The 18,138-nt window shown below is 59.2% G+C and carries 19 protein-coding genes and 3 tRNA genes; 12 read left to right on the top strand and 10 right to left on the bottom strand.

Features of this window, described 5'->3' with window-relative positions; translation table 11 throughout:
- Positions 1-32: 32 nt before the first annotated feature.
- Positions 33-106, bottom strand: a tRNA-Gly gene (locus V6S97_RS05245).
- Positions 107-131: 25 nt separating this feature from the next.
- Positions 132-216, bottom strand: a tRNA-Tyr gene (locus V6S97_RS05250).
- A 209-nt stretch (positions 217-425) separates the two neighbouring features.
- Between V6S97_RS05250 and rlmB the strand changes: the two genes are divergently transcribed.
- From rlmB to V6S97_RS05270, 4 genes are all read left to right on the top strand, one after another.
- Positions 426-1,313 carry a 23S rRNA (guanosine(2251)-2'-O)-methyltransferase RlmB gene (gene rlmB, locus V6S97_RS05255; protein ID WP_003507646.1) on the top strand — a complete coding sequence of 296 codons (888 nt, stop codon included), beginning with the start codon at positions 426-428 and terminating at the stop codon, positions 1,311-1,313.
- A 76-nt stretch (positions 1,314-1,389) separates the two neighbouring features.
- Complete coding sequence (locus V6S97_RS05260) at positions 1,390-1,782, top strand: acyl-CoA thioesterase (RefSeq protein ID WP_003507645.1); 393 nt, start codon at positions 1,390-1,392, stop codon at positions 1,780-1,782.
- Between the two features lie 177 nt (positions 1,783-1,959).
- Positions 1,960-2,364 (top strand): DUF2946 family protein, encoded by a 405-nt coding sequence (locus V6S97_RS05265; protein ID WP_003507644.1) that lies wholly within the window; start codon positions 1,960-1,962, stop codon positions 2,362-2,364.
- 47 nt (positions 2,365-2,411) lie between these two features.
- Positions 2,412-3,776 carry a PepSY-associated TM helix domain-containing protein gene (locus V6S97_RS05270; RefSeq protein WP_003507637.1) on the top strand — a complete coding sequence of 455 codons (1,365 nt, stop codon included), beginning with the start codon at positions 2,412-2,414 and terminating at the stop codon, positions 3,774-3,776.
- Between the two features lie 68 nt (positions 3,777-3,844).
- On the opposite strand, the gene V6S97_RS05275 is transcribed toward V6S97_RS05270, so the two are convergent.
- Both V6S97_RS05275 and V6S97_RS05280 read right to left on the bottom strand, forming a co-directional pair.
- Positions 3,845-4,321, bottom strand: a complete 477-nt coding sequence (locus tag V6S97_RS05275; RefSeq protein WP_003507634.1) for a nuclear transport factor 2 family protein — start codon at positions 4,319-4,321, stop codon at positions 3,845-3,847.
- 12 nt (positions 4,322-4,333) lie between these two features.
- Positions 4,334-4,945, bottom strand: a complete 612-nt coding sequence (locus V6S97_RS05280; protein WP_003507632.1) for an NAD(P)-dependent oxidoreductase — start codon at positions 4,943-4,945, stop codon at positions 4,334-4,336.
- 154 nt (positions 4,946-5,099) lie between these two features.
- Here V6S97_RS05280 and V6S97_RS05285 point away from each other — a divergent pair, with 154 nt between their 5' ends.
- Positions 5,100-5,483, top strand: coding sequence for a winged helix-turn-helix transcriptional regulator (locus V6S97_RS05285; RefSeq protein ID WP_003507622.1), 384 nt, complete (start codon positions 5,100-5,102; stop codon positions 5,481-5,483).
- 117 nt (positions 5,484-5,600) lie between these two features.
- Here the strand turns inward: V6S97_RS05285 and V6S97_RS05290 are convergent, their stop codons facing one another.
- Both V6S97_RS05290 and V6S97_RS05295 read right to left on the bottom strand, forming a co-directional pair.
- Complete coding sequence (locus V6S97_RS05290) at positions 5,601-6,023, bottom strand: GNAT family N-acetyltransferase (protein WP_003507621.1); 423 nt, start codon at positions 6,021-6,023, stop codon at positions 5,601-5,603.
- Between the two features lie 106 nt (positions 6,024-6,129).
- Positions 6,130-6,483 (bottom strand): DMT family protein, encoded by a 354-nt coding sequence (locus tag V6S97_RS05295; protein ID WP_020009373.1) that lies wholly within the window; start codon positions 6,481-6,483, stop codon positions 6,130-6,132.
- Between the two features lie 266 nt (positions 6,484-6,749).
- On the opposite strand from V6S97_RS05295, the gene uvrB reads away from it, so the two are divergent.
- Positions 6,750-9,716 (top strand): excinuclease ABC subunit UvrB, encoded by a 2,967-nt coding sequence (uvrB, locus tag V6S97_RS05300; protein WP_334426217.1) that lies wholly within the window; start codon positions 6,750-6,752, stop codon positions 9,714-9,716.
- 19 nt (positions 9,717-9,735) lie between these two features.
- Here the strand turns inward: uvrB and V6S97_RS05305 are convergent, their stop codons facing one another.
- Entirely contained in the window at positions 9,736-10,269 is a 534-nt protein-coding gene (locus tag V6S97_RS05305; protein WP_223564864.1) for a hypothetical protein, read from the bottom strand.
- Positions 10,270-10,525: 256 nt separating this feature from the next.
- Between V6S97_RS05305 and V6S97_RS05310 the strand changes: the two genes are divergently transcribed.
- A complete protein-coding gene (locus tag V6S97_RS05310) occupies positions 10,526-11,494 on the top strand; it encodes an alpha/beta hydrolase (protein WP_334426218.1) in 969 nt (322 codons plus the stop codon).
- A 28-nt stretch (positions 11,495-11,522) separates the two neighbouring features.
- Here V6S97_RS05310 and V6S97_RS05315 read toward each other — a convergent pair whose 3' ends face one another.
- The gene (locus V6S97_RS05315; RefSeq protein ID WP_003507616.1) at positions 11,523-11,948 is read right to left on the bottom strand and encodes a DUF1801 domain-containing protein; all 426 of its coding nucleotides are present in this window, start codon (positions 11,946-11,948) and stop codon (positions 11,523-11,525) included.
- A gap of 163 nt (positions 11,949-12,111) precedes the next feature.
- On the opposite strand from V6S97_RS05315, the gene V6S97_RS05320 reads away from it, so the two are divergent.
- Complete coding sequence (locus V6S97_RS05320) at positions 12,112-12,567, top strand: PRC-barrel domain-containing protein (protein ID WP_003507615.1); 456 nt, start codon at positions 12,112-12,114, stop codon at positions 12,565-12,567.
- A gap of 158 nt (positions 12,568-12,725) precedes the next feature.
- Positions 12,726-13,334: a DUF922 domain-containing Zn-dependent protease gene (locus V6S97_RS05325; RefSeq protein ID WP_003507614.1), complete on the top strand. Its 609-nt coding sequence runs from the start codon at positions 12,726-12,728 to the stop codon at positions 13,332-13,334.
- A 7-nt stretch (positions 13,335-13,341) separates the two neighbouring features.
- Here the strand turns inward: V6S97_RS05325 and V6S97_RS05330 are convergent, their stop codons facing one another.
- On the bottom strand, positions 13,342-13,944 hold the full coding sequence (locus V6S97_RS05330) for a J domain-containing protein (protein WP_003507613.1): 603 nt from the start codon (positions 13,942-13,944) through the stop codon (positions 13,342-13,344).
- Positions 13,945-14,339: 395 nt separating this feature from the next.
- Here V6S97_RS05330 and V6S97_RS05335 point away from each other — a divergent pair, with 395 nt between their 5' ends.
- Both V6S97_RS05335 and V6S97_RS05340 read left to right on the top strand, forming a co-directional pair.
- Positions 14,340-14,693, top strand: coding sequence for a nuclear transport factor 2 family protein (locus V6S97_RS05335; RefSeq protein WP_003507612.1), 354 nt, complete (start codon positions 14,340-14,342; stop codon positions 14,691-14,693).
- A 90-nt stretch (positions 14,694-14,783) separates the two neighbouring features.
- The gene (locus V6S97_RS05340; RefSeq protein WP_162690857.1) at positions 14,784-15,629 is read left to right on the top strand and encodes a hypothetical protein; all 846 of its coding nucleotides are present in this window, start codon (positions 14,784-14,786) and stop codon (positions 15,627-15,629) included.
- Positions 15,630-16,098: 469 nt separating this feature from the next.
- Here V6S97_RS05340 and V6S97_RS05345 read toward each other — a convergent pair.
- A tRNA-Thr gene (locus tag V6S97_RS05345) sits at positions 16,099-16,174 on the bottom strand.
- Positions 16,175-16,386: 212 nt separating this feature from the next.
- Between V6S97_RS05345 and V6S97_RS05350 the strand changes: the two genes are divergently transcribed.
- Positions 16,387-18,126 (top strand): GGDEF domain-containing protein, encoded by a 1,740-nt coding sequence (locus V6S97_RS05350; RefSeq protein ID WP_003507597.1) that lies wholly within the window; start codon positions 16,387-16,389, stop codon positions 18,124-18,126.
- Positions 18,127-18,138 lie beyond the last annotated feature (12 nt).

Consider the following 18,138-nt stretch of genomic DNA (forward strand, 5'->3'; position numbering starts at 1 on the left):
TTGGACGTCAATGATCTTTTTGGAAAAGTCACTGGAGCGGGTAGCGGGAATCGAACCCGCGTATTCAGCTTGGAAGGCTGCTGCTCTACCATTGAGCTATACCCGCGGTGGTGATTTCGATCCGTGCAGAATGGTGGAGGGAGTTGGATTTGAACCAACGTAGGCGTAGCCAACGGATTTACAGTCCGTCCCCTTTAACCACTCGGGCATCCCTCCAGCTTTCTGCTAGGATCGAGCAACCAAGCTCTTCAGATTTCGCTGCGGCGAAGCGCCGTTGCGTCGTCTGTGGCGCGTATATGACGGCCTCGTTCGTTTCTGTCAACACGCCCTTTCACGAATTTTCGGGAAAAAATTCAAACCTGTTTGCAGCCCTGTGGATTATCGCGGGGGCTGGTGCGCGCCTCTTTGCAGAGATATAAGGCGCCATGAGCAAAGACGATCCCAACAACAAATCCACCCGCGACACGCACTATGCCACCCTGCGCCGTGCCGTGCGCGACGCCAAGCGCGAGCGGGGCGAAATTCCGACCCCGCAGCAGCCGAAGCGCCGCAACCGCGGTGCCGATGACTGGAAGCCGCCGCAGCTTGCGCCCGATCAGGTGCATCTTTACGGCCTGCATACCGTGCGCGCGGCGCTTGCCAATCCCGAACGGCAACTCATCAAGCTATCCGTCACCCAGAACGCCTTCGCGCGGCTGGATATCGGCGAGGCGGATGCCCAGCCCTTCCCGGTCGAGATGGTTTCGCCGCAGGATATCGACAAGGTTCTCGGCCCCGAGGCGATCCATCAGGGCGTGATGCTGGAAACCAGGCCCCTGCCGGTCAAGCGGCTCGGCGCGCTGAAGGACAGCCCGCTCATCCTCGTGCTCGATCAGGTCACCGATCCGCACAATGTCGGGGCCATCATGCGCTCGGCGGTCGCCTTCAACGCCGGCGCCGTCATTACCACCATGCGCCACAGCCCGACCGAGTCAGGCGTGCTGGCGAAATCGGCTTCCGGTGCGCTGGAACTCATTCCCTATATCCAGATCACCAATCTGGCCGATGCGCTGAGCGAGTTGCACAAGCTCGGCTTCTTCTCCGTCGGTCTGGATTCGGAAGGCCCCGCCCCCATCGAACAGACCTTTAGCGGTGAAAAAATCGCACTGGTGCTGGGCGCCGAAGGCAAGGGCCTGCGCCAGAAGACGCGCGAAACCGTCTCGGCGCTCGCCCGTCTCGACATGCCGGGCGAGATCAAATCGCTCAATGTTTCGAATGCGGCGGCCATCGCCCTTTATGCAACGCAGCAATTTCTGGGCAAAGCGTCGTCCTGACGCTTGCCCTTCCTTGCGAAATCGCAAAGCGCAACGCATGCTGCGCCTTTGTCATTCGCATGGAGCAAATCTCAACATGACCAACCCGACCATCAAACCGACCGGCGAGCTGACTCTCAGAACGCTCGCCATGCCGGCCGACGCCAATCCGGCCGGTGATATTTTCGGCGGCTGGGTCATGTCACAGATGGACTTGGCGAGCGGCATCCGCGCCGCGGAACGCTCCCGCTGTCGTGTGGTCACGGCAGCGGTCAAGGAAATGGCCTTCGAACTGCCGGTGAAGATCGGCGACACGCTGTCCATCTATACCGATATCGCCCGCGTTGGCCGCACGTCCATCACGCTCACGGTGGAAGCCTGGGCGCAGCGGTCGCGTTATGACAAGCTGGAGAAAGTCACCGCCGGAACTTTCATCATGGTGGCAATGGACGAAAACGGACAACCCACGCCCATTCCCGCAGCGGAATAATCGCGTTGCGGCACTGGGCTCCAGTGCCGCTCTCAGCTCAAACGCCATATACAGCAGGCAGCATAGACATCTCGCGCATTGTCAGGATCATTCCTCACCGATGCGATCCCTGTTGTCTCTCCCCTGCCGTCATTGTGTCGCGGTGACATCTCGCCGCAAATATGACATTCCGATCCCATGGGATTCATTCGCAGGATCATGCAGGATAGAAGTTCGGCTGGCGCCATCGCCATGCTGGCGGTTCTGCTTTTCCTTTTGCAGGGTCTCGCCAATGGCCTGACCAGCGGCAATATGGCGATGGCCGCGCTGGCGGCGGATGAGATCATCTGTTCCAGCCATATGCCTGAAGGCGGCTCGGACAAACACGACCCGGCGGGCAAGATCGCCGATGACTGTTGCGGCACGCTCTGCCGTCTGGCCTCGGCCACGGCCGCCGCTCTTCCGGTTATTCCCGTCGAAGGCGCGGACAATATTCTCCCGGCGGTCGAAGTCGCCTTTTTGAATTTCGACGCGGTGCTGTCGCCATCGCCGCCCAATCTGGAATCGCGCCCACGCGCGCCGCCCTTCGCTCCGCAACGCTAGAACACCGTCCGGCCTGCCGGAAAATCCATTCTCTTGCGGAGACATCCATGTCCGTTACGACCTCTTTCGAGGGCGAGCGTGCGCCTGCGCATTCCTCGTCCGCAAATCTTTACCGCGCCGTGTGGCGTTGGCATTTTTATGCCGGTCTCCTCGTCCTGCCCTTCATGATATCGCTCGCCGTCACCGGCGCGCTTTATCTCTTCCAGGACGAGTTCGACAATTTTATCCATTCGGACCTGAAGCGCATCGAGGTAGCGCAAAACGCGCCAAAAGCCCTGCCTTCCGAGATCGTGGCCGTAGCGCTCGCGGCCGTTCCCGGCACCGCCGTCAAATATACGACACCGGCCGATCCAGGTGCTTCGACGGAAATCACCGTCAATACGGCGGTTGGAAAGCGGGCCGTCTACGTAAACCCCTACACCGCTGAGGTGGCCGGTTCCCTGCCGGATCGCGGCACCATCATGTGGACGATCCGTTATCTCCACAGCCTGAAATATTTCGGCGCCTATGCCCGCTATCTGATCGAGATCGCGGCCGGTTGGTCCATCCTTCTTGTCGCCACCGGCATCTATCTCTGGTGGCCGCGAAAGCAGACGGGTGGAGTCGTCACCGTGCGCGGCACGCCGAAAAAACGGGTCTTCTGGCGCGATACCCATGCCGTCACCGGCATTTTCGTCGGCTTTTTCATCGTCTTTCTTGCGGTCACCGGCATGCCCTGGTCGGGCGTATGGGGCGCGAAGGTCAATGAATGGGCGAATGGCAGCAACTTCGGGTACCCGGCGGGCATCCGCACCGATGTGCCGATGTCCGGAGACCATCTCGATCATGTGGCGAAGACAAGCTGGTCGCTGGAGCAGGCAAAAATACCGGAATCCACCACCGCCTCCGAAGGCCAGCCGATCGGAATCGACGAGGCGATCGCACGTTTCGACGCACTCGGCCTTGCCGCCGGTTATGCCGTCGCCCTGCCGGGAAAACCGACCGGCGTCTATAGCGGCTCGGTCTATCCCGATGATCTCGGTCAACAGCGCGTTGTGCACCTTGATCAATATAGCGGAGAGCCGCTGATCGACATGAGCTACGCCGATTACGGCCCGCTCGGCAAGGCGCTGGAATGGGGCATCAACGTGCATCTGGGACAGCAATATGGCCTCGCCAACCAGATCGTGCTTCTGGCGGCCTGTATCGGCATTCTGCTGCTTGCCGTGTCCGCCGGCGTCATGTGGTGGAAACGCCGTCCGAAAGGGTCGCTCGGAGTGCCGCCCCTGCCTCAGGAAAAACGCGTGCTTCGCGGCCTGCTCGTCATGCTCGCCATCGGCGGCGTCATTTTCCCGCTGGTGGGCGCGAGCCTGCTGGTCATGCTCGTGCTGGACCTGATCATACAGTCCCGTCAGAAACCGCGCACAATCTGAAAATGGAAACAGCCGGGCGAAAATCCCGGCTGTTCCCTTGTCATCGGTGAGGCGTCGAGAGACTGCCCTCAGAACATCGTATTATTGTTCGCCGCCGTTTCCGGAACGGGCTGGATCACATCCCAGTGCTCGGTGATCTTGCCGTCGGTGACGCGGAAGATATCGACGATGGCCGTACCGCGATCGCCGTCTTTTTCGGTCGAATGAATATGCAGATAGACGAGATCGCCATCCGTGGCGCTGCGCACGATGCGCGCCTTCGACTGCGGGTTTTCCTTGAAGTGACCGGTGAAATAATCCACGAACGGCTTCTTGCCATCCGGCACCATGGGGTTGTGCTGCTTATAGCTGTCGACAATGACGGCAGCCCCCTTCTCCACTTCATGCTTATTGAAAACGGTATCGTAAAACTCGATCACCAGCTTGCGGTTGGCCTCTTCCTGGGCGAGATCCCGCTTGGCGGTTTCGGCCAGGACCGGAGCGGCCATCAATGCAGGCGCTAAAGCGAGAGCGGCGATGGCAAGACGACGTGTCACGAAATTCATGGGTGATACCTCTCAATAACCGACGGTGAAACGCTGGCGGGAATGCTGCGGCTTCTCGATTTCATCGACAAGCGCAATGGCGTAGTCCTCGAAGGAAATGCGGCTGCCTTCGGCATTGCTGAGAAGCTCATCTTTGCCGATACGGAATTTGCCGGTTCTTTCCCCCGGCACAAATTCGGCCGATGGCGACAGGAAGGTCCAGTCAAGCTGCTTTTCCCCTCTCAGGCGGTCCAGAAACTCCGCGCCCTTGGTCGCTTCGGCCTTGTAGGCGGCCGGGAAATCCGGCAGGTCGACAACGCGCTGACCCGGTGCGATTTCAAGGCTGCCGGCACCACCCACCACGAGGTAACGGGGAACGCCGGAGGCGCGCACGGCCTCGATCAGCGTCACGGGATCGCTGGCGGTGAAGTGCACCGCGCTGATCACGGCATCGTGACCTTTAAGCAGCTCCGAAAGCCCTGCCTGATCGAAAACATCGCCCTGTTTTGCCACCACGTTCGGCAGGCTGGCGATCTTTTCAGGGCTGCGGGCGATCGCTGTCACCTTGTGGCCCCGGTCGGAAAGCTCCTTCAGAATACGGGATCCGGCATTGCCGGAGGCTCCGATGAGCGCGATTTTAGCCATGACTTCTTCCTTTGTCGGTATCGTTATTGGTCTAAATAATAGACCGCTAATGAAAGCTATGATATCGCAACCCCGGCCGCAAGAAGTCAGCCGCCGCTGATCAGGTCACACGGCGATGACCTGAAGGGGTAAGAAAATGGAAAGGGCGAGGCAAATGCCGGATATGCAAACCAAAGAAATCTTCGTCTTCGACCAGCCCTGCCCCATACGCGACGTGCTGGATCGTATCGGCGATCAATGGAGCCTGCTGGTTCTGGAAGCGCTTCAGGGCGGCGTGCTGCGTTTCAACGAATTGAACCGCAAGATCGACGATATTTCCAAGCAGATGTTGTCGCGTACGTTGAAGCGGCTTGAGGAAGACGGTTTCATTCGCCGCACGCTTTATGCGCAGGTACCGCCGCGCGTGGAATACGAACTGACCAATCTCGGCCGTTCGTTTCTGGTGCCGATGCAATTGCTGGTGCAATGGGCCGATGAGAACCACGTCCGTATCTGCAAGGCGCGGCTGCAATATTCCGAAAACGACAATCGCAGCTGACAGGAAGCAGGCATCCAGAGCATTTCCAGTAAAAGTGCGTAGCGGTTTTACGTCCGGATAATGCGATAAACAAAGAGATGGAGCACGTCCGACGCTTCCGTTTAAACCGGACGTGCCCTAGCCCAGCCGGTAGACCTTGCAGACCAGCCCTTCCGGCTGGCGATAGGTCGTGAAGCCCATGGCGTCGTAATAACCCTGCCCGAGCATGTTGTCCGCGCCGATGCTGGCATCGATATTCTTGAGGCCCCGCGCCTCTGCCGCCCTTCGCGTTGCCGCGAAGAGGGCGGATCCTACTCCTCTTCGCGCCGCCTGCGGGCTGACATGGGTGCCGATGATGCCCCAGCCTTCCGCCACGCCATAGGGATTGTCCGCCCGCGCATAACGCAGCGACTGGAACCCCATAATGCGCCCGTCCTCATCCTCGGCGACCGAGCACTCGATACGATCGGTGTGCTGGATATAATTCTCCAGCACCGCCGTAATATCCGTCGGCGCTTTTCGGAGGCCGGCCGAGAATATCTCGTTCTGGACCGCCGCCATTCCCGTCGCGTCGTCAACTCTTGCAGGGCGTATTTTCATCGATACATCACCTCATATTCGTTGCGATTGGTTCCGCCGGTAAAGCGCCAGTCTCTCTCGTTTGTCTTCAGGAGCGGAAAATGAAGGAAGCGCCGAAGGCGATCAGCGCAAAACCGATCACGTGATTGATGGTGATGCTTTCCTTCAGCCAGAAGATCGAAAACAGCGCGAAGACCGCGAGCGTGATGACTTCCTGAATGGTCTTCAGCTGCGCGGTGGAATAGACCTCCGAACCTATGCGGTTGGCGGGAACGGCCAGCACATATTCGAAGAACGCGATACCCCAGCTGGCGACAATAGCCAGGAAGAGCGCGCTGCCCTTGTGCTTGAGGTGGCCGTACCAGGCGAAGGTCATGAAAATATTGGAGGCGATAAGCATCAGGACAGGCCAGATGTGGGCAGGGCTAATTGAGAACGGCATGATGGGTCCTGGAAAAAGGGAGGGATGTCATGAAATGCAGTATAAAAAGCAGTCTGAAGGTAAACGTCATTCTGCCCGTATGGATTTGCTCTAGCGCATCCGCCCGAAAACCGGAATCGATTTTCTGCAGATTTTAGCAAAGCTGTTTTCAGCCGCTACGCAACGCATCCGGCCGAATTTTGTTCCGCACGCTTCGTTTCCTTTTTGTACTCATTTTTTCGCTGTATCCCCTTCACTTTGTGCGTGACTCCCTCCATATTTCGCCCATGGCCAGATCACCGAAAAACTCCACCTCCTCGCCCTCGGGCTTCGAGGAAGCTCCGCAATCGTCATTCGAAGGTGCGCCGCTCAGCGGCAGCGTCTCCGATTGGGTGAAGCAGCTCGAGGCGGAAGCGGAGGCATCCTCCGTGGAAACCCAGCGCGAAATCGCCTCAAAGGCGGGCAAGCACCGCAAGAAGATCGAGATCGAAGCACGCAAGGACGCGGAGAAGGCCGCCTCGAAGACGGCCAAGAACACCACGGCCTCCAAGACCGCGCGCGGTGTTTCCATCGGCGCATCGAGCGATCCGAAAACCCGCGCCGCCGCCGGCCTCAATCCGGTCGCCGGCATGGACGTATCGCTGGAGGATGCCGCCAACCTCGCGCCGGGCGCCGTCACCGCAACGGTGGACGCGCTGTCGAAGCTGATCGAGAGCGGCAATCCGCTGTTCAAGGACGGCAAGCTGTGGACGCCGCACCGCCCGGCCCGGCCGCCGAAGTCCGAAGGCGGCGTTACCATCCGCATGGCCTCGGACTATCAGCCCGCAGGCGACCAGCCGACGGCCATCAACGACCTCGTGGAAGGCATCAATTCCGGCGAGCGCAGCCAGGTCCTGCTCGGCGTCACCGGCTCCGGCAAGACCTTCACCATGGCCAAGGTGATCGAGGCGACGCAGCGCCCGGCTGTCATCCTCGCCCCCAACAAGACGCTGGCCGCGCAGCTCTATTCGGAGTTCAAGAACTTCTTCCCCGACAATGCGGTGGAATATTTCGTCTCCTACTACGATTATTACCAGCCGGAAGCCTATGTGCCGCGCTCCGACACCTTCATCGAGAAAGAATCCTCGATCAACGAGCAGATCGACCGGATGCGCCACTCCGCCACTCGCTCGCTGCTGGAACGCGACGACTGCATCATCGTCGCTTCGGTTTCCTGCATCTATGGTATCGGCTCGGTGGAAACCTATACCGCCATGACCTTCCAGATGCAGGTGGGCGACCGGCTGGACCAGCGCCAGCTTCTGGCCGACCTTGTGGCCCAGCAATACAAGCGCCGCGACATGGATTTCCAGCGCGGCTCCTTCCGCGTGCGCGGCGATACCATCGAAATCTTCCCTGCCCACCTTGAGGATGCCGCCTGGCGCATCTCGATGTTCGGCGACGAAATCGATTCCATTACCGAATTCGACCCGCTGACCGGCCAGAAAACCGGCGATCTGCAATCCGTCAAGATCTACGCCAATTCGCACTATGTCACCCCGCGCCCGACGCTGAACGGCGCGATCAAGTCGATCAAGGAAGAGCTGAGGGTCCGCCTCGCCGAGCTGGAAAAGGCGGGACGCCTGCTGGAAGCCCAGCGGCTGGAACAGCGCACGCGTTACGACATCGAAATGCTGGAGGCGACCGGCTCCTGCGCCGGTATCGAAAACTATTCGCGTTATCTCACCGGCCGCAATCCCGGTGAGCCGCCGCCGACGCTGTTCGAATATATCCCTGATAATGCGCTGCTTTTTATTGACGAAAGCCACGTCTCGGTTAGCCAGATCGGTGGCATGTATCGCGGCGACTTCAGGCGCAAGGCGACGCTGGCCGAATACGGCTTCCGCCTGCCCTCCTGCATGGACAACCGTCCGCTGCGCTTCGAGGAATGGGATGCCATGCGGCCTCTGACGGTCGCGGTTTCGGCTACCCCCGGCTCATGGGAGATGGAACAGGCCGGCGGCGTCTTTGCCGAACAGGTCATCCGCCCGACCGGCCTTATCGATCCGCCGGTGGAGGTTCGTTCCGCCCGTAGCCAGGTGGACGATGTTCTCGGTGAAATTCGCGAGACCGCCGCCAAGGGTTACCGCACGCTCTGCACCGTGCTGACGAAACGCATGGCCGAGGACCTGACCGAATATCTGCACGAACAGGGTGTTCGCGTACGCTACATGCACTCGGATATCGACACGCTGGAGCGCATCGAGATCATCCGCGACCTGCGTCTCGGCGCTTTCGACGTGCTTGTTGGTATCAACCTCTTGCGCGAAGGCCTCGATATTCCCGAATGCGGTTTCGTGGCAATCCTCGATGCCGACAAGGAAGGCTTCCTGCGTTCGGAAACCTCACTGATCCAGACCATCGGCCGCGCCGCCCGTAATGTCGACGGCAAGGTCATCCTTTATGCCGACAACATCACCGGCTCGATGAAACGGGCGATGGAGGAAACCTCCCGCCGCCGCGAAAAGCAGATGGCCTATAACGCCGAACACGGTATCACGCCAGAATCGGTCAAGGCGAAAATCTCGGATATTCTTGATTCTGTTTATGAGCGCGACCACGTAAGGGCCGATATTTCCGGCGCTTCCGGCAAAGGCTTCGCCGATGGCGGCCATCTGGTCGGCAACAATCTGCAGTCCCATCTCAACGCGCTGGAAAAATCCATGCGCGATGCCGCCGCCGATCTCGACTTCGAAAAGGCCGCCCGCCTGCGCGACGAAATCAAACGTCTTAAGGCCGCCGAACTCGCCACCATGGATGATCCCATGGCGAAGGAAGAGGCCCGCGCCATCGAAGGCGGCGGAAAAAACAACAGACGCAGCCACTTGTCGATCTCCCCGCCTGAGGGGGAGACGTCCGGCGGGACGGAGGCGGACGCCGCGCCGAACGAAAGCGGCAAATCCCTTTTCACCAAACCCTCACTGGATGAAATGGGCCCCGGCTCAGATGCGGGAAAACCGCTGTTCCGCAGGAACACGCTGGACGAGATGACCGTGGGCAGGACCGAAAAGCCCGTGCGCAGCGCAGTACCAGACAAGCCCGAGACCGAATCCGGCAAACGCTTCTCACCGCTCATGGAAGGCCAGCCGGAGCGTGCTACCGATGATCCGCGACCACTGGTGCGCGGCAAGATCGGCGCGGGGTCCTATGAAGACGCCGGCGAGCAGAAGCGCAAAAGCCGGACGAAGGGCAAGACGGGCCGGCCGGGGCGCTAACGCGCCCCGGCAACGGCGATCAGTTTTCGCACTGTCTGATCCGCGCCGCGACCTGGCCCGCACCAAACACTTTCGTCAGATCCGCATCCACGGTCATGGCAATGTAGTCTTCATTTTCCGCAGGCTTGATGTAAGTCGAGAAATAGACCGGGCCGGTCGGGAGAACGCCTGTGACACAGGCGCGCAATATCTCGATCTCCGTACTCCCCCTGATGCGCGGCCCCTCGATGCGGGAAAGGCGCACCTTCTCCTGCAATGTTGCAAGCCTTGAAACCTCCTCAGGCTTTATTCTCCACACGCTTGTGGCGGTTCCCTCCCGCTTTTCCGCGTGGAACTGCGCGCGGGCGGCGGCGTCCTTATCCTCGATCAACGCAAACGTCTCGACAGTCTCGCCCTTTACGCCGTCTGTAACGCTGCGAATAATCATCACCGCATCACCGGAACCCAATGACAGATGGGCAGGAAGCTGCAGCCCTACACGCACATGCTCGAAATTCATCGTCAGAAAGTCGAGCCGCATCAGCTTGGGAATACTCGAGATGGGCGTGGTCATGCAGCCGGTAAGGAGAAAAAGTAAAATAAGCGAGCGTGTGAAACGCGATAATATCAATGTCACCATGTTTTAAATCCAAAATTATCAAATGTGCGCAATGGCCTTGGCGGGAACAATCCTTCCCGGACCTGAGACCGTCATACCGGTCCGCAGATGTGAGGGAATGACATTGCAGCAGCGTTACGTCTTCCGGAACTCACGGTTCCCTTGAACGTTGACCGCCCTTATGGAATGGCAAGCAGTATGGAGACACGGCATGCATCTCAGAAATCTGGCGCTCTCATACCTTTTCCTCTCCTGCGCCCCGAGCTTTGCCGGCCAGATCGAGGATGCCACCTTCCACAGTGCGGCCCTCAACGCGCCGCTTCCCGTCAACATCTACCGCCCGGATGGCGCTCCGCCGGAAAACGGCTGGCCGGTGCTCTATCTCCTGCATGGCCATGATGGCGACCAGAACAGCTGGCGCGATCTCGGCAATATCGAAAAGACGCTTGATACGCTCATCGAGGCTGGCGCCATCCGTCCGCTTGTCGTCGTGATGCCTGGTGTCAAGAACAGCTGGTATGTGGATTCCGCCGCCGTCGGCGGTCCCGGCGATTACGAAACCGCCCTGACCGGCGATTTGCGCCACCAGATCGAAAAAACGCTGCCGGTGCGGAAAGATCGGGAAGGCCGCGCCATTGCCGGCCTCTCCATGGGCGGCTTCGGCGCCCTGCATCTCGCCTATGGCCACGAGGACCTCTATGGCGCCGTCGCCAGCCTGTCGGGCGCCATCTGGCAGAATGTCCCTGCCGCCGATCTCGACAAGACACCTGCCGAACTCAAGCTCATTCAGGACAGTGCTTTCTTTCACCGGGTTGACCGCGCCACCGTTACAAGCGGCATCGTGCTGCCCTCAACCGGCGACCATTTCTCCGGCGCCTTCGGCACGCCTTTCGATGCAAGGCTCTTCAACGAAAAGAACGTCTTCACCCTCGTGGCGCAGCATGTCGCTGAAAGCCAGGATCTGCCCGCCACCTATCTGACCGTCGGCGACGATGACGGCTTCTTCCTCTGGCGCGGCGCCATCGCCCTGCATGAGACGCTACAGGCCGACAAGCGCAAATCTGAATTGCGCGTGACCGATGGCGATCACGTCTGGTCGGTGTGGAAGGTCTCGATCATCGACGCGCTGAAGTTCATCGATGGGGAGTGGGACAAGGCCGCGGACGTAGCCCGGGACTGAGGCATCGCCCTCCCCACCACCGGTTTCATCACTTTCCGGCTCGTTTCTTCCCGCTCGTCGCTGCCACATTCAACGCCACCGCAGCCTGTATCAGCGCCGCTAGCGCCTGGTCATCCACGACATCCCCCTCGTGAAAATCGATCGCGCGCCGCGTGTTTCCCTCCAGGCTGGAATTGAACAGCCCCGCCGGGTCCTCCAGCGACGCGCCCTTGGCAAATGTCATCTTCACCGCGCTTTTGTAGGTTTCACCCGTGCAGAGAATACCGGCATGCGACCAGACCGGCACGCCGCGCCATTTCACCTCTTCGATAACCTCGGGATCGGCCGTCCTGATCACCGCACGGATATGCGCAAGCGTGTCGCCGCGCCAGTCGTCCAGCTCTGCAATTTTCCGGTCGATGACCTCGGATGCCGCAGCCTCTTCCGCCGCTTTCTCCGTCACAGTTTTTGCCATGATACCCTCCCGATTTCGCCGCGCCGCCGCTCCCGGCCTGCTGCACATCTGTTCCGGTTTTCAGCATAGACCAAAATTTCCTGCGCTCCCATGCGGAACCAAATTCGCCCTTCACCGTTTCTTCCCCGAACGCAACGTTCAGCATACAAAGGGAAGAAACATCATGAAAATCAATGTCATCGCTCTCGCTGCCGCAGCAGCGCTCTCCTCTTCCGTGGCTTTTGCCCAGACGGCAACCACGGCTCCTGCTGCCGGTGCGGATGCCACTTTGTCCGGCCCGGGCATCACCATGGGCACCAAGGCCAGCGGCCCGCTGAAGTTCGTCAATGTCCAGAAGACCGATCTCACCGCCTCCCAGCTTGACGGCATGGACATCTATAACGCCCAGAACGAAAACATCGGCGAAATCGAAGATGTCGTCATCGGCGACGGCAAGTCGGTGATCGGCCTTGTCGCCAGCGTCGGCGGCTTCCTTGGCATCGACAAGAGCTATGTGGTTCTCGATCCCGTTTCCGTCGCCGTCCACAACGACAACGGCACCTGGAAGGCCTATGTCGACACCACCAAGGACGCACTGCAGAACGCACCCAAGCTCGATTACGACAAGCTGGACGACTGATTACCCCTGCAGTCGTACACTTGTCTCCCCCGCGCCGAGGCGCGGGGGTTTTCGTGTGGATTATTCCGCGCAGGAGCCGGCGATCCTCGCCCACACCCCCTTGCCTGACCGCATGCCCCTCGCCTATCTTCGGCGCGCAAACCACCAAGGATCGATGCGTGCCCGCCCATAGTCTTTTTTCCCTTTCCGTCAGCACCGCCCTGTTGCTGAGCGCCCTTCCGCTGTCAGCGCAGTCCGCCGGCTGGAAACCCGCCGAGCAGATAAAGACCTATGCCATCAGCGGTAATTCGGGTGGTGCGCTTTACCAGTCGATCGGCGAGCGCGGCCCCACTGCCGGCGTGCAGGCCATTGCCCACACCACCTTCAAGCTGACATGGCGGCGCGATTACCGCCCGCAGCCGGATGGTGCCTGTATTCTCGCCACAGCAAGGCCCAATCTCACCATCATCTATACCTGGCCGAAAGCGCCGGCCAATCTGCCGCCCGCCGTCGCCGCCAGCTGGAAGACCTTCATTTCCGGCGTGGAAACCCATGAGCGCGTCCATGGCGAACACATCCTCGACATGGTGAAAAAGATCGAGGCCTTCAGCACCGGCCTGAGGGCGGAAAACGATCCCAAATGCCAGAAGGTACGCGTCGTGCTGCAGCAGCGGCTGGGCGAGCTTTCCAACGAACAGCGCCAGCGCGGCCGCGATTTCGACCGCGACGAGCTTTCCCCGGGCGGACGGGTGCACCAGCTCATTCTCGCCCTCGTCAACGGTCCGTGACGGGCGCTTACTCCGCCGCCTCGCCTTTCAGCAAGGGCTCGGCCAGCATCACGCTTTCCAGCTCGTAGGAATAGCCCTCGAGCATCGTATAGGCCTGTTCGATCGCCTCGATCTGAGCTTCGGCGTTGCGGATCGCTTCAGCGATGGACTGGCTGCGGGCGCGCAGCATGGAACTCAGCACATCGGTTTCCGGCTTGCGGCCAAGACGGTCCATATGTTTGCGAACCCGGGTGCGGTGCCGTTCCAGTTCGAGAATATGGAAACGGCTTTTCAGAATATCATCGGTCAGCTTGCGGCGCATGGCGGCCACGGGGTCGAAACTGCCGGGCTCGCGTTCGTCCAGAATGAACTCATTGACCAGCGTTTCCAGCATCAGCAGGCCCTTCAGGTCCTTGGCGTCGGCAAGCTGCGGATCATAGCCGGTATCGTCGAACACCTTGCGGCGCACCGGATCCTTCAGAAGCTCATAGGCGGTTTGCAGGCGCGCGAACTGCTCGGCATCGCCACCGCTGTCGGGATGGGCGGCCTTGGCCACCTTGCGGTAAGCCGATTTGATCGCCGCCTCGTCGGCATCGCGCTCCACGCCAAGCAAAACATAGGGATCAATCACAAAAACACCTTCAAACGCAAACTGTTACCCGCACACCTGATGCCACCCTCATAAGGCCTGCGAGTGGATCATAGGCCAAATCCGCCCGGCACGGCACCCCGCCCCGGCGGTTAAACCGGCAAAGCCCACACAAAAGCCTTGCCGCAGGCGGCAGGAAGACCGGCGGAAAGCCCTTGAGGCCGAAATTTGTCGGACCCAAGGCGACTATAATGACGGGCAGGACAAAATTGTGGAAAGCGGCGGCAAAACATGCCGCCCCTGCAGCACCGCATTTGCCGCAGCCGGCCCAAAACCATCCTGAAGAAAAGCGTTACCGGCGCGTTTTCAGGAGGTTATGGTGGAACCTCGCCAACGGGTGTAAGCTTGGCTTTTGGATCCTGAGGGAGGACGATCCGATGCCGCAAACCATTACCCAGACCGTCACGGACTACATCCATGCCATGGCCTATGCGGATGAAAGCCTGATGCGTGACGTTTTCGACCCGCGCGCCAGCATCGTCGGAACCTTCGAAGGCGAAATCGAATGGTTATCCCTGGAGGACTTTGTTGACCACATGCGCAAAAGCGAACGTGGCCTCCCCGATCATGATCCCGCTTTCGAAATCATGGGTATCGACAAGGAGGGCGACAGCGCCTCGGTGAAGCTGACGACCCGTTTCGACGGCATGGATTTTTATGAATATTTGTCCCTGCTGGAACGCGACGGCAACTGGTCGATCGTGCACAAGCTTTATCACGTAAAGCCATAGGGATTTTTAAAACCGCCACCCCGCTTTGTGCGCTTCTGCCCGCTCGCGTTCCACTCTCAGCGACGGGCCATAATTGCGATTCTGGTTGCTTTGCCGCTGGAAGAACTAAAACAGATCGCTGTAGATCGCCGTTATCCAGAGCGCGTTAACGAAGAGCCAGACAACACCGAGCCACATAATTTTGCGGCTGCTATCGGTTCTCATTGCCACAACAGCAATCAGCAGGCCGCCGACTATCCTTGCCAGATACCATGGCCCGAGCTGTTCAAAGTGTTCCTTCCCCTTGATGTAGGTGTCCATCAGATCGAAGACGAACGACGCGGCAAACAAGGCAAAAAACGCATGTCGCCTGCGCACGAAAAAACTTTCCCGCTCGGACAACTCCTGAATATGATCGGGATAAAGCAGCGTCGACATCAAAAAGAAGAGCGACGTGTAAACCAGAACGAAGATGTAGATCCAGAAATTCCAGTTATGGATGAGCCGCAGGGCAAACTCCCACCACCAGAAGTGGACCGCTCCAAGAAGCAGGACAATCGACCAGACGATCTGCGCGTGCATGCGATCGGTTTTTTGCGGCTCCTGCAACCTTCTGGAAAGACCAGACAAAACTCTGGTGATTGCCAAGCCGAGGATGAGGCTTACCAATATCCGCAAATGACCGTATGCATCCATTGGAAGCGCCCGCTGTTGCTCAACTTATCGCTGAACAATATGCTTAAACCCGCAGGCTTTACAATCATCCTGAAAGACCAGGCAATAAAGGGGTCTGTCTCGCGCCCCAGACTAAGCGGCAATCCCGTCGCCCTGTTGGGCGAATTGTTGCCGCATCACTGGGATCGACCGACCAATCCGAGGCGCCAAGGACATATTCGGCGGGCGCTTACGATCCGCCGTTTTTCTTTTCGTTCTTCGCTTGATCGTGGTGCCACTTAATGGCGAAGAACATGCCCGTGCCTAACACGAGAATCTTGAGCGGAAAGACGACTATAGGGAACCAGTCTACCCAATCCCAATCCATCATTTGCATATTTCCAGGCTGTTACTTGACACTATCTGTCGTGAGGAGCGCTACCTCAAAACTGCTGCTGCAACAACTTCATATGCGCGGTCTTTTTGACGCAGCCCCGCCGCTCCGCTTCATCTGCGGCTGTCGTATCCGCCGCGCCCGCCAATCGAAAAACTTGCTTTCCCTGGCGAAAACCGTGCCCGCGCCCCGCTCGAAATTCTTGTCTTTCTTGCTTGTGGCGTCTTGGTGAATTCATTCGGACAGAACTGGACGCCAAGCGGCTTCACGTCATCATGGCGCAGGGAAACGCGCTGGCGACGGAATGTAAAATGCGCCGCGCAGCAAAATGGATGATTTTGAACGACAAGATAAAACATTGATAAACAATGAGAAAACTGGTGCCCCCGACAAGGTTCGAACTCGTGACCCCCTGATTACAAATCAGGTGCTCTACCAACTGAGCTACAAGGGCAAGCCAGTGCCTTGCCAACTATCAGATTCTGACTTGGTGTAAAGCAAAAACTGTCGGCAGGCCGTCAGTCGGTTGCTTTTCCACACCGCGACGGCCCGCTTGTCCGCATGATCACTATTAAAGCAGAAGGCCCATAAAATAAGCGAAGTATTTACGCGGCGGAGATAGAATGGCCATGAACCATAACCATTCCAGCGAGAATAACGCATCAGATGCGCGCGAGCATACAGAAAATCCAGCTGACAGGCACGATCATCATTGCCGTAAGCTCCATCCTGCTGGCTACTCTTGCCGCGCTGCCCAGCGTCTCCAACTATCTGCGTTACCGGACGAATGCGCAGCAGCTTGGCCGCTTTGAAACCGCGCTCCAGTCCGCCTGGCTGGTTTCGGCAGAGCGCGGTCCTGCCAACAATCTGATGGCGTCGTCTGCCGTGGACGCAAGCCTGGTCGAAGCCCTCGCCGCGGCGCGCAAGGCGACGGACGACAAGTTGTCCCAGGTCGAGACCTCCTTCGCCGAGGAAATTAAAGCGCAACCCGGCTTGGCGAAATCGCTTGCCGAAACCCGCCAGAAGCTGGCGGATTCGCGAGAGGCGGTGGACGACGTTGCTGCCCTTTCGCCTGAAGCACGCAGCTACAGCGCCATGGCCAACGCCATTCAGTCGATGTTCAAGGCGGCGGACAGTGTCAACCTGCTTCGCGGCAGGGCTGCACGCGCCATCATAACAAAGACGCCTGACGTGGCGATCGACATCGCCATGACCGGCACGGCCGGCGTGATGCGCGACAGGATCGGCCGCCTCGGTTCCTATGTCATCATGAGCATGCAGGCAAACCGGCAGGACAGGTTAAGCTATCGCGCAAAGTTCGACACCGAGATGCAAAGCCTGATGCTGGTGAAGTCATCATTGTGGAACTATACCGCCGCCTATCTCTCGACCCCGCGTCTGGACACCGCATTTCGTGAGTTTGAGGCCTATTATTTCGGTCAGGCGCTTCGCTATGCGCAGAATACGATTGCCATCGTCGTGCCATCTGCGCGCCCAAGCGTGCGTGAGTTTTCCGAAAGCTACATTCAGGGCATGCGGTCGTCGGACAAGCTGCGTGACCTCATTCTTGCCGAAACCCGGGCGAGAATCGAAAAGAAGAAGCAGGAAGCGCTCATCTATGGCGCAGCGTCTCTGTTAATCGCCTTCATTGCGGTTCTGGTCCTGCTTCGCCTCACATCGGTCTACAAGACAGCGCTGTTCCAGCCCATGCAGTCCGTCCGGACGCAGATCGCCGCGATAGCGGCAGGCGATCTTTCCGAGGCACACTATAAGGATGGCGTCGCTCCGGAAGTGAAGAAGATGTTCCAGGAACTTGATTTCCTGCGCGAACAGCTTCGCCAGAAAGGAGAAATGGAGGACCAGCAGCGAGCGCTGGCCGAGCAGCTGCGCAAGCTCTCCGAAACCGACGCCCTGACGGGCGTCTTCAATCGCCGCGCACTGGAAAAGGCCGTTCGCACCATCCTCAGCGGCAACGAGCAATGTCCGGCGCTGGGCGTGATGATTGTCGATATCGACCACTTCAAGTCGATCAACGACCGATACGGCCACGCCATGGGCGACCTCGCGCTGCAGAAAACGGCGAGCCTTTTGAAGGGCGCATTGCGCAAGGACGACATTCTTGCCCGATATGGCGGTGAGGAATTCGTCGTTGTGCTGCAGGATGTCAGCCACGCCACGGCGACGGCCACCGCCGACCGCCTTCGCCGCCTGATCGAGGCCCAGATCATCGATGAGCAGAGCGGCCTGTCCCTGACGGCAAGTTTCGGCGTGGTCTGGCAGGAAGCGCGTGCGATCAACAGCTGGGACGAATTGATCGCCATTGCCGACGACCGGCTTTACGAGGCCAAGCGCGCGGGCCGTAACCGGGTCTGGGCAACCTATTTCCCCAAGGTCGCGAACGGCTGAGCGACATTGCCG

The sequence above is a fragment of the Agrobacterium sp. CCNWLW155 genome (assembly GCF_036888815.1).
In the GTDB taxonomy this organism is placed as follows: domain Bacteria; phylum Pseudomonadota; class Alphaproteobacteria; order Rhizobiales; family Rhizobiaceae; genus Agrobacterium; species Agrobacterium radiobacter.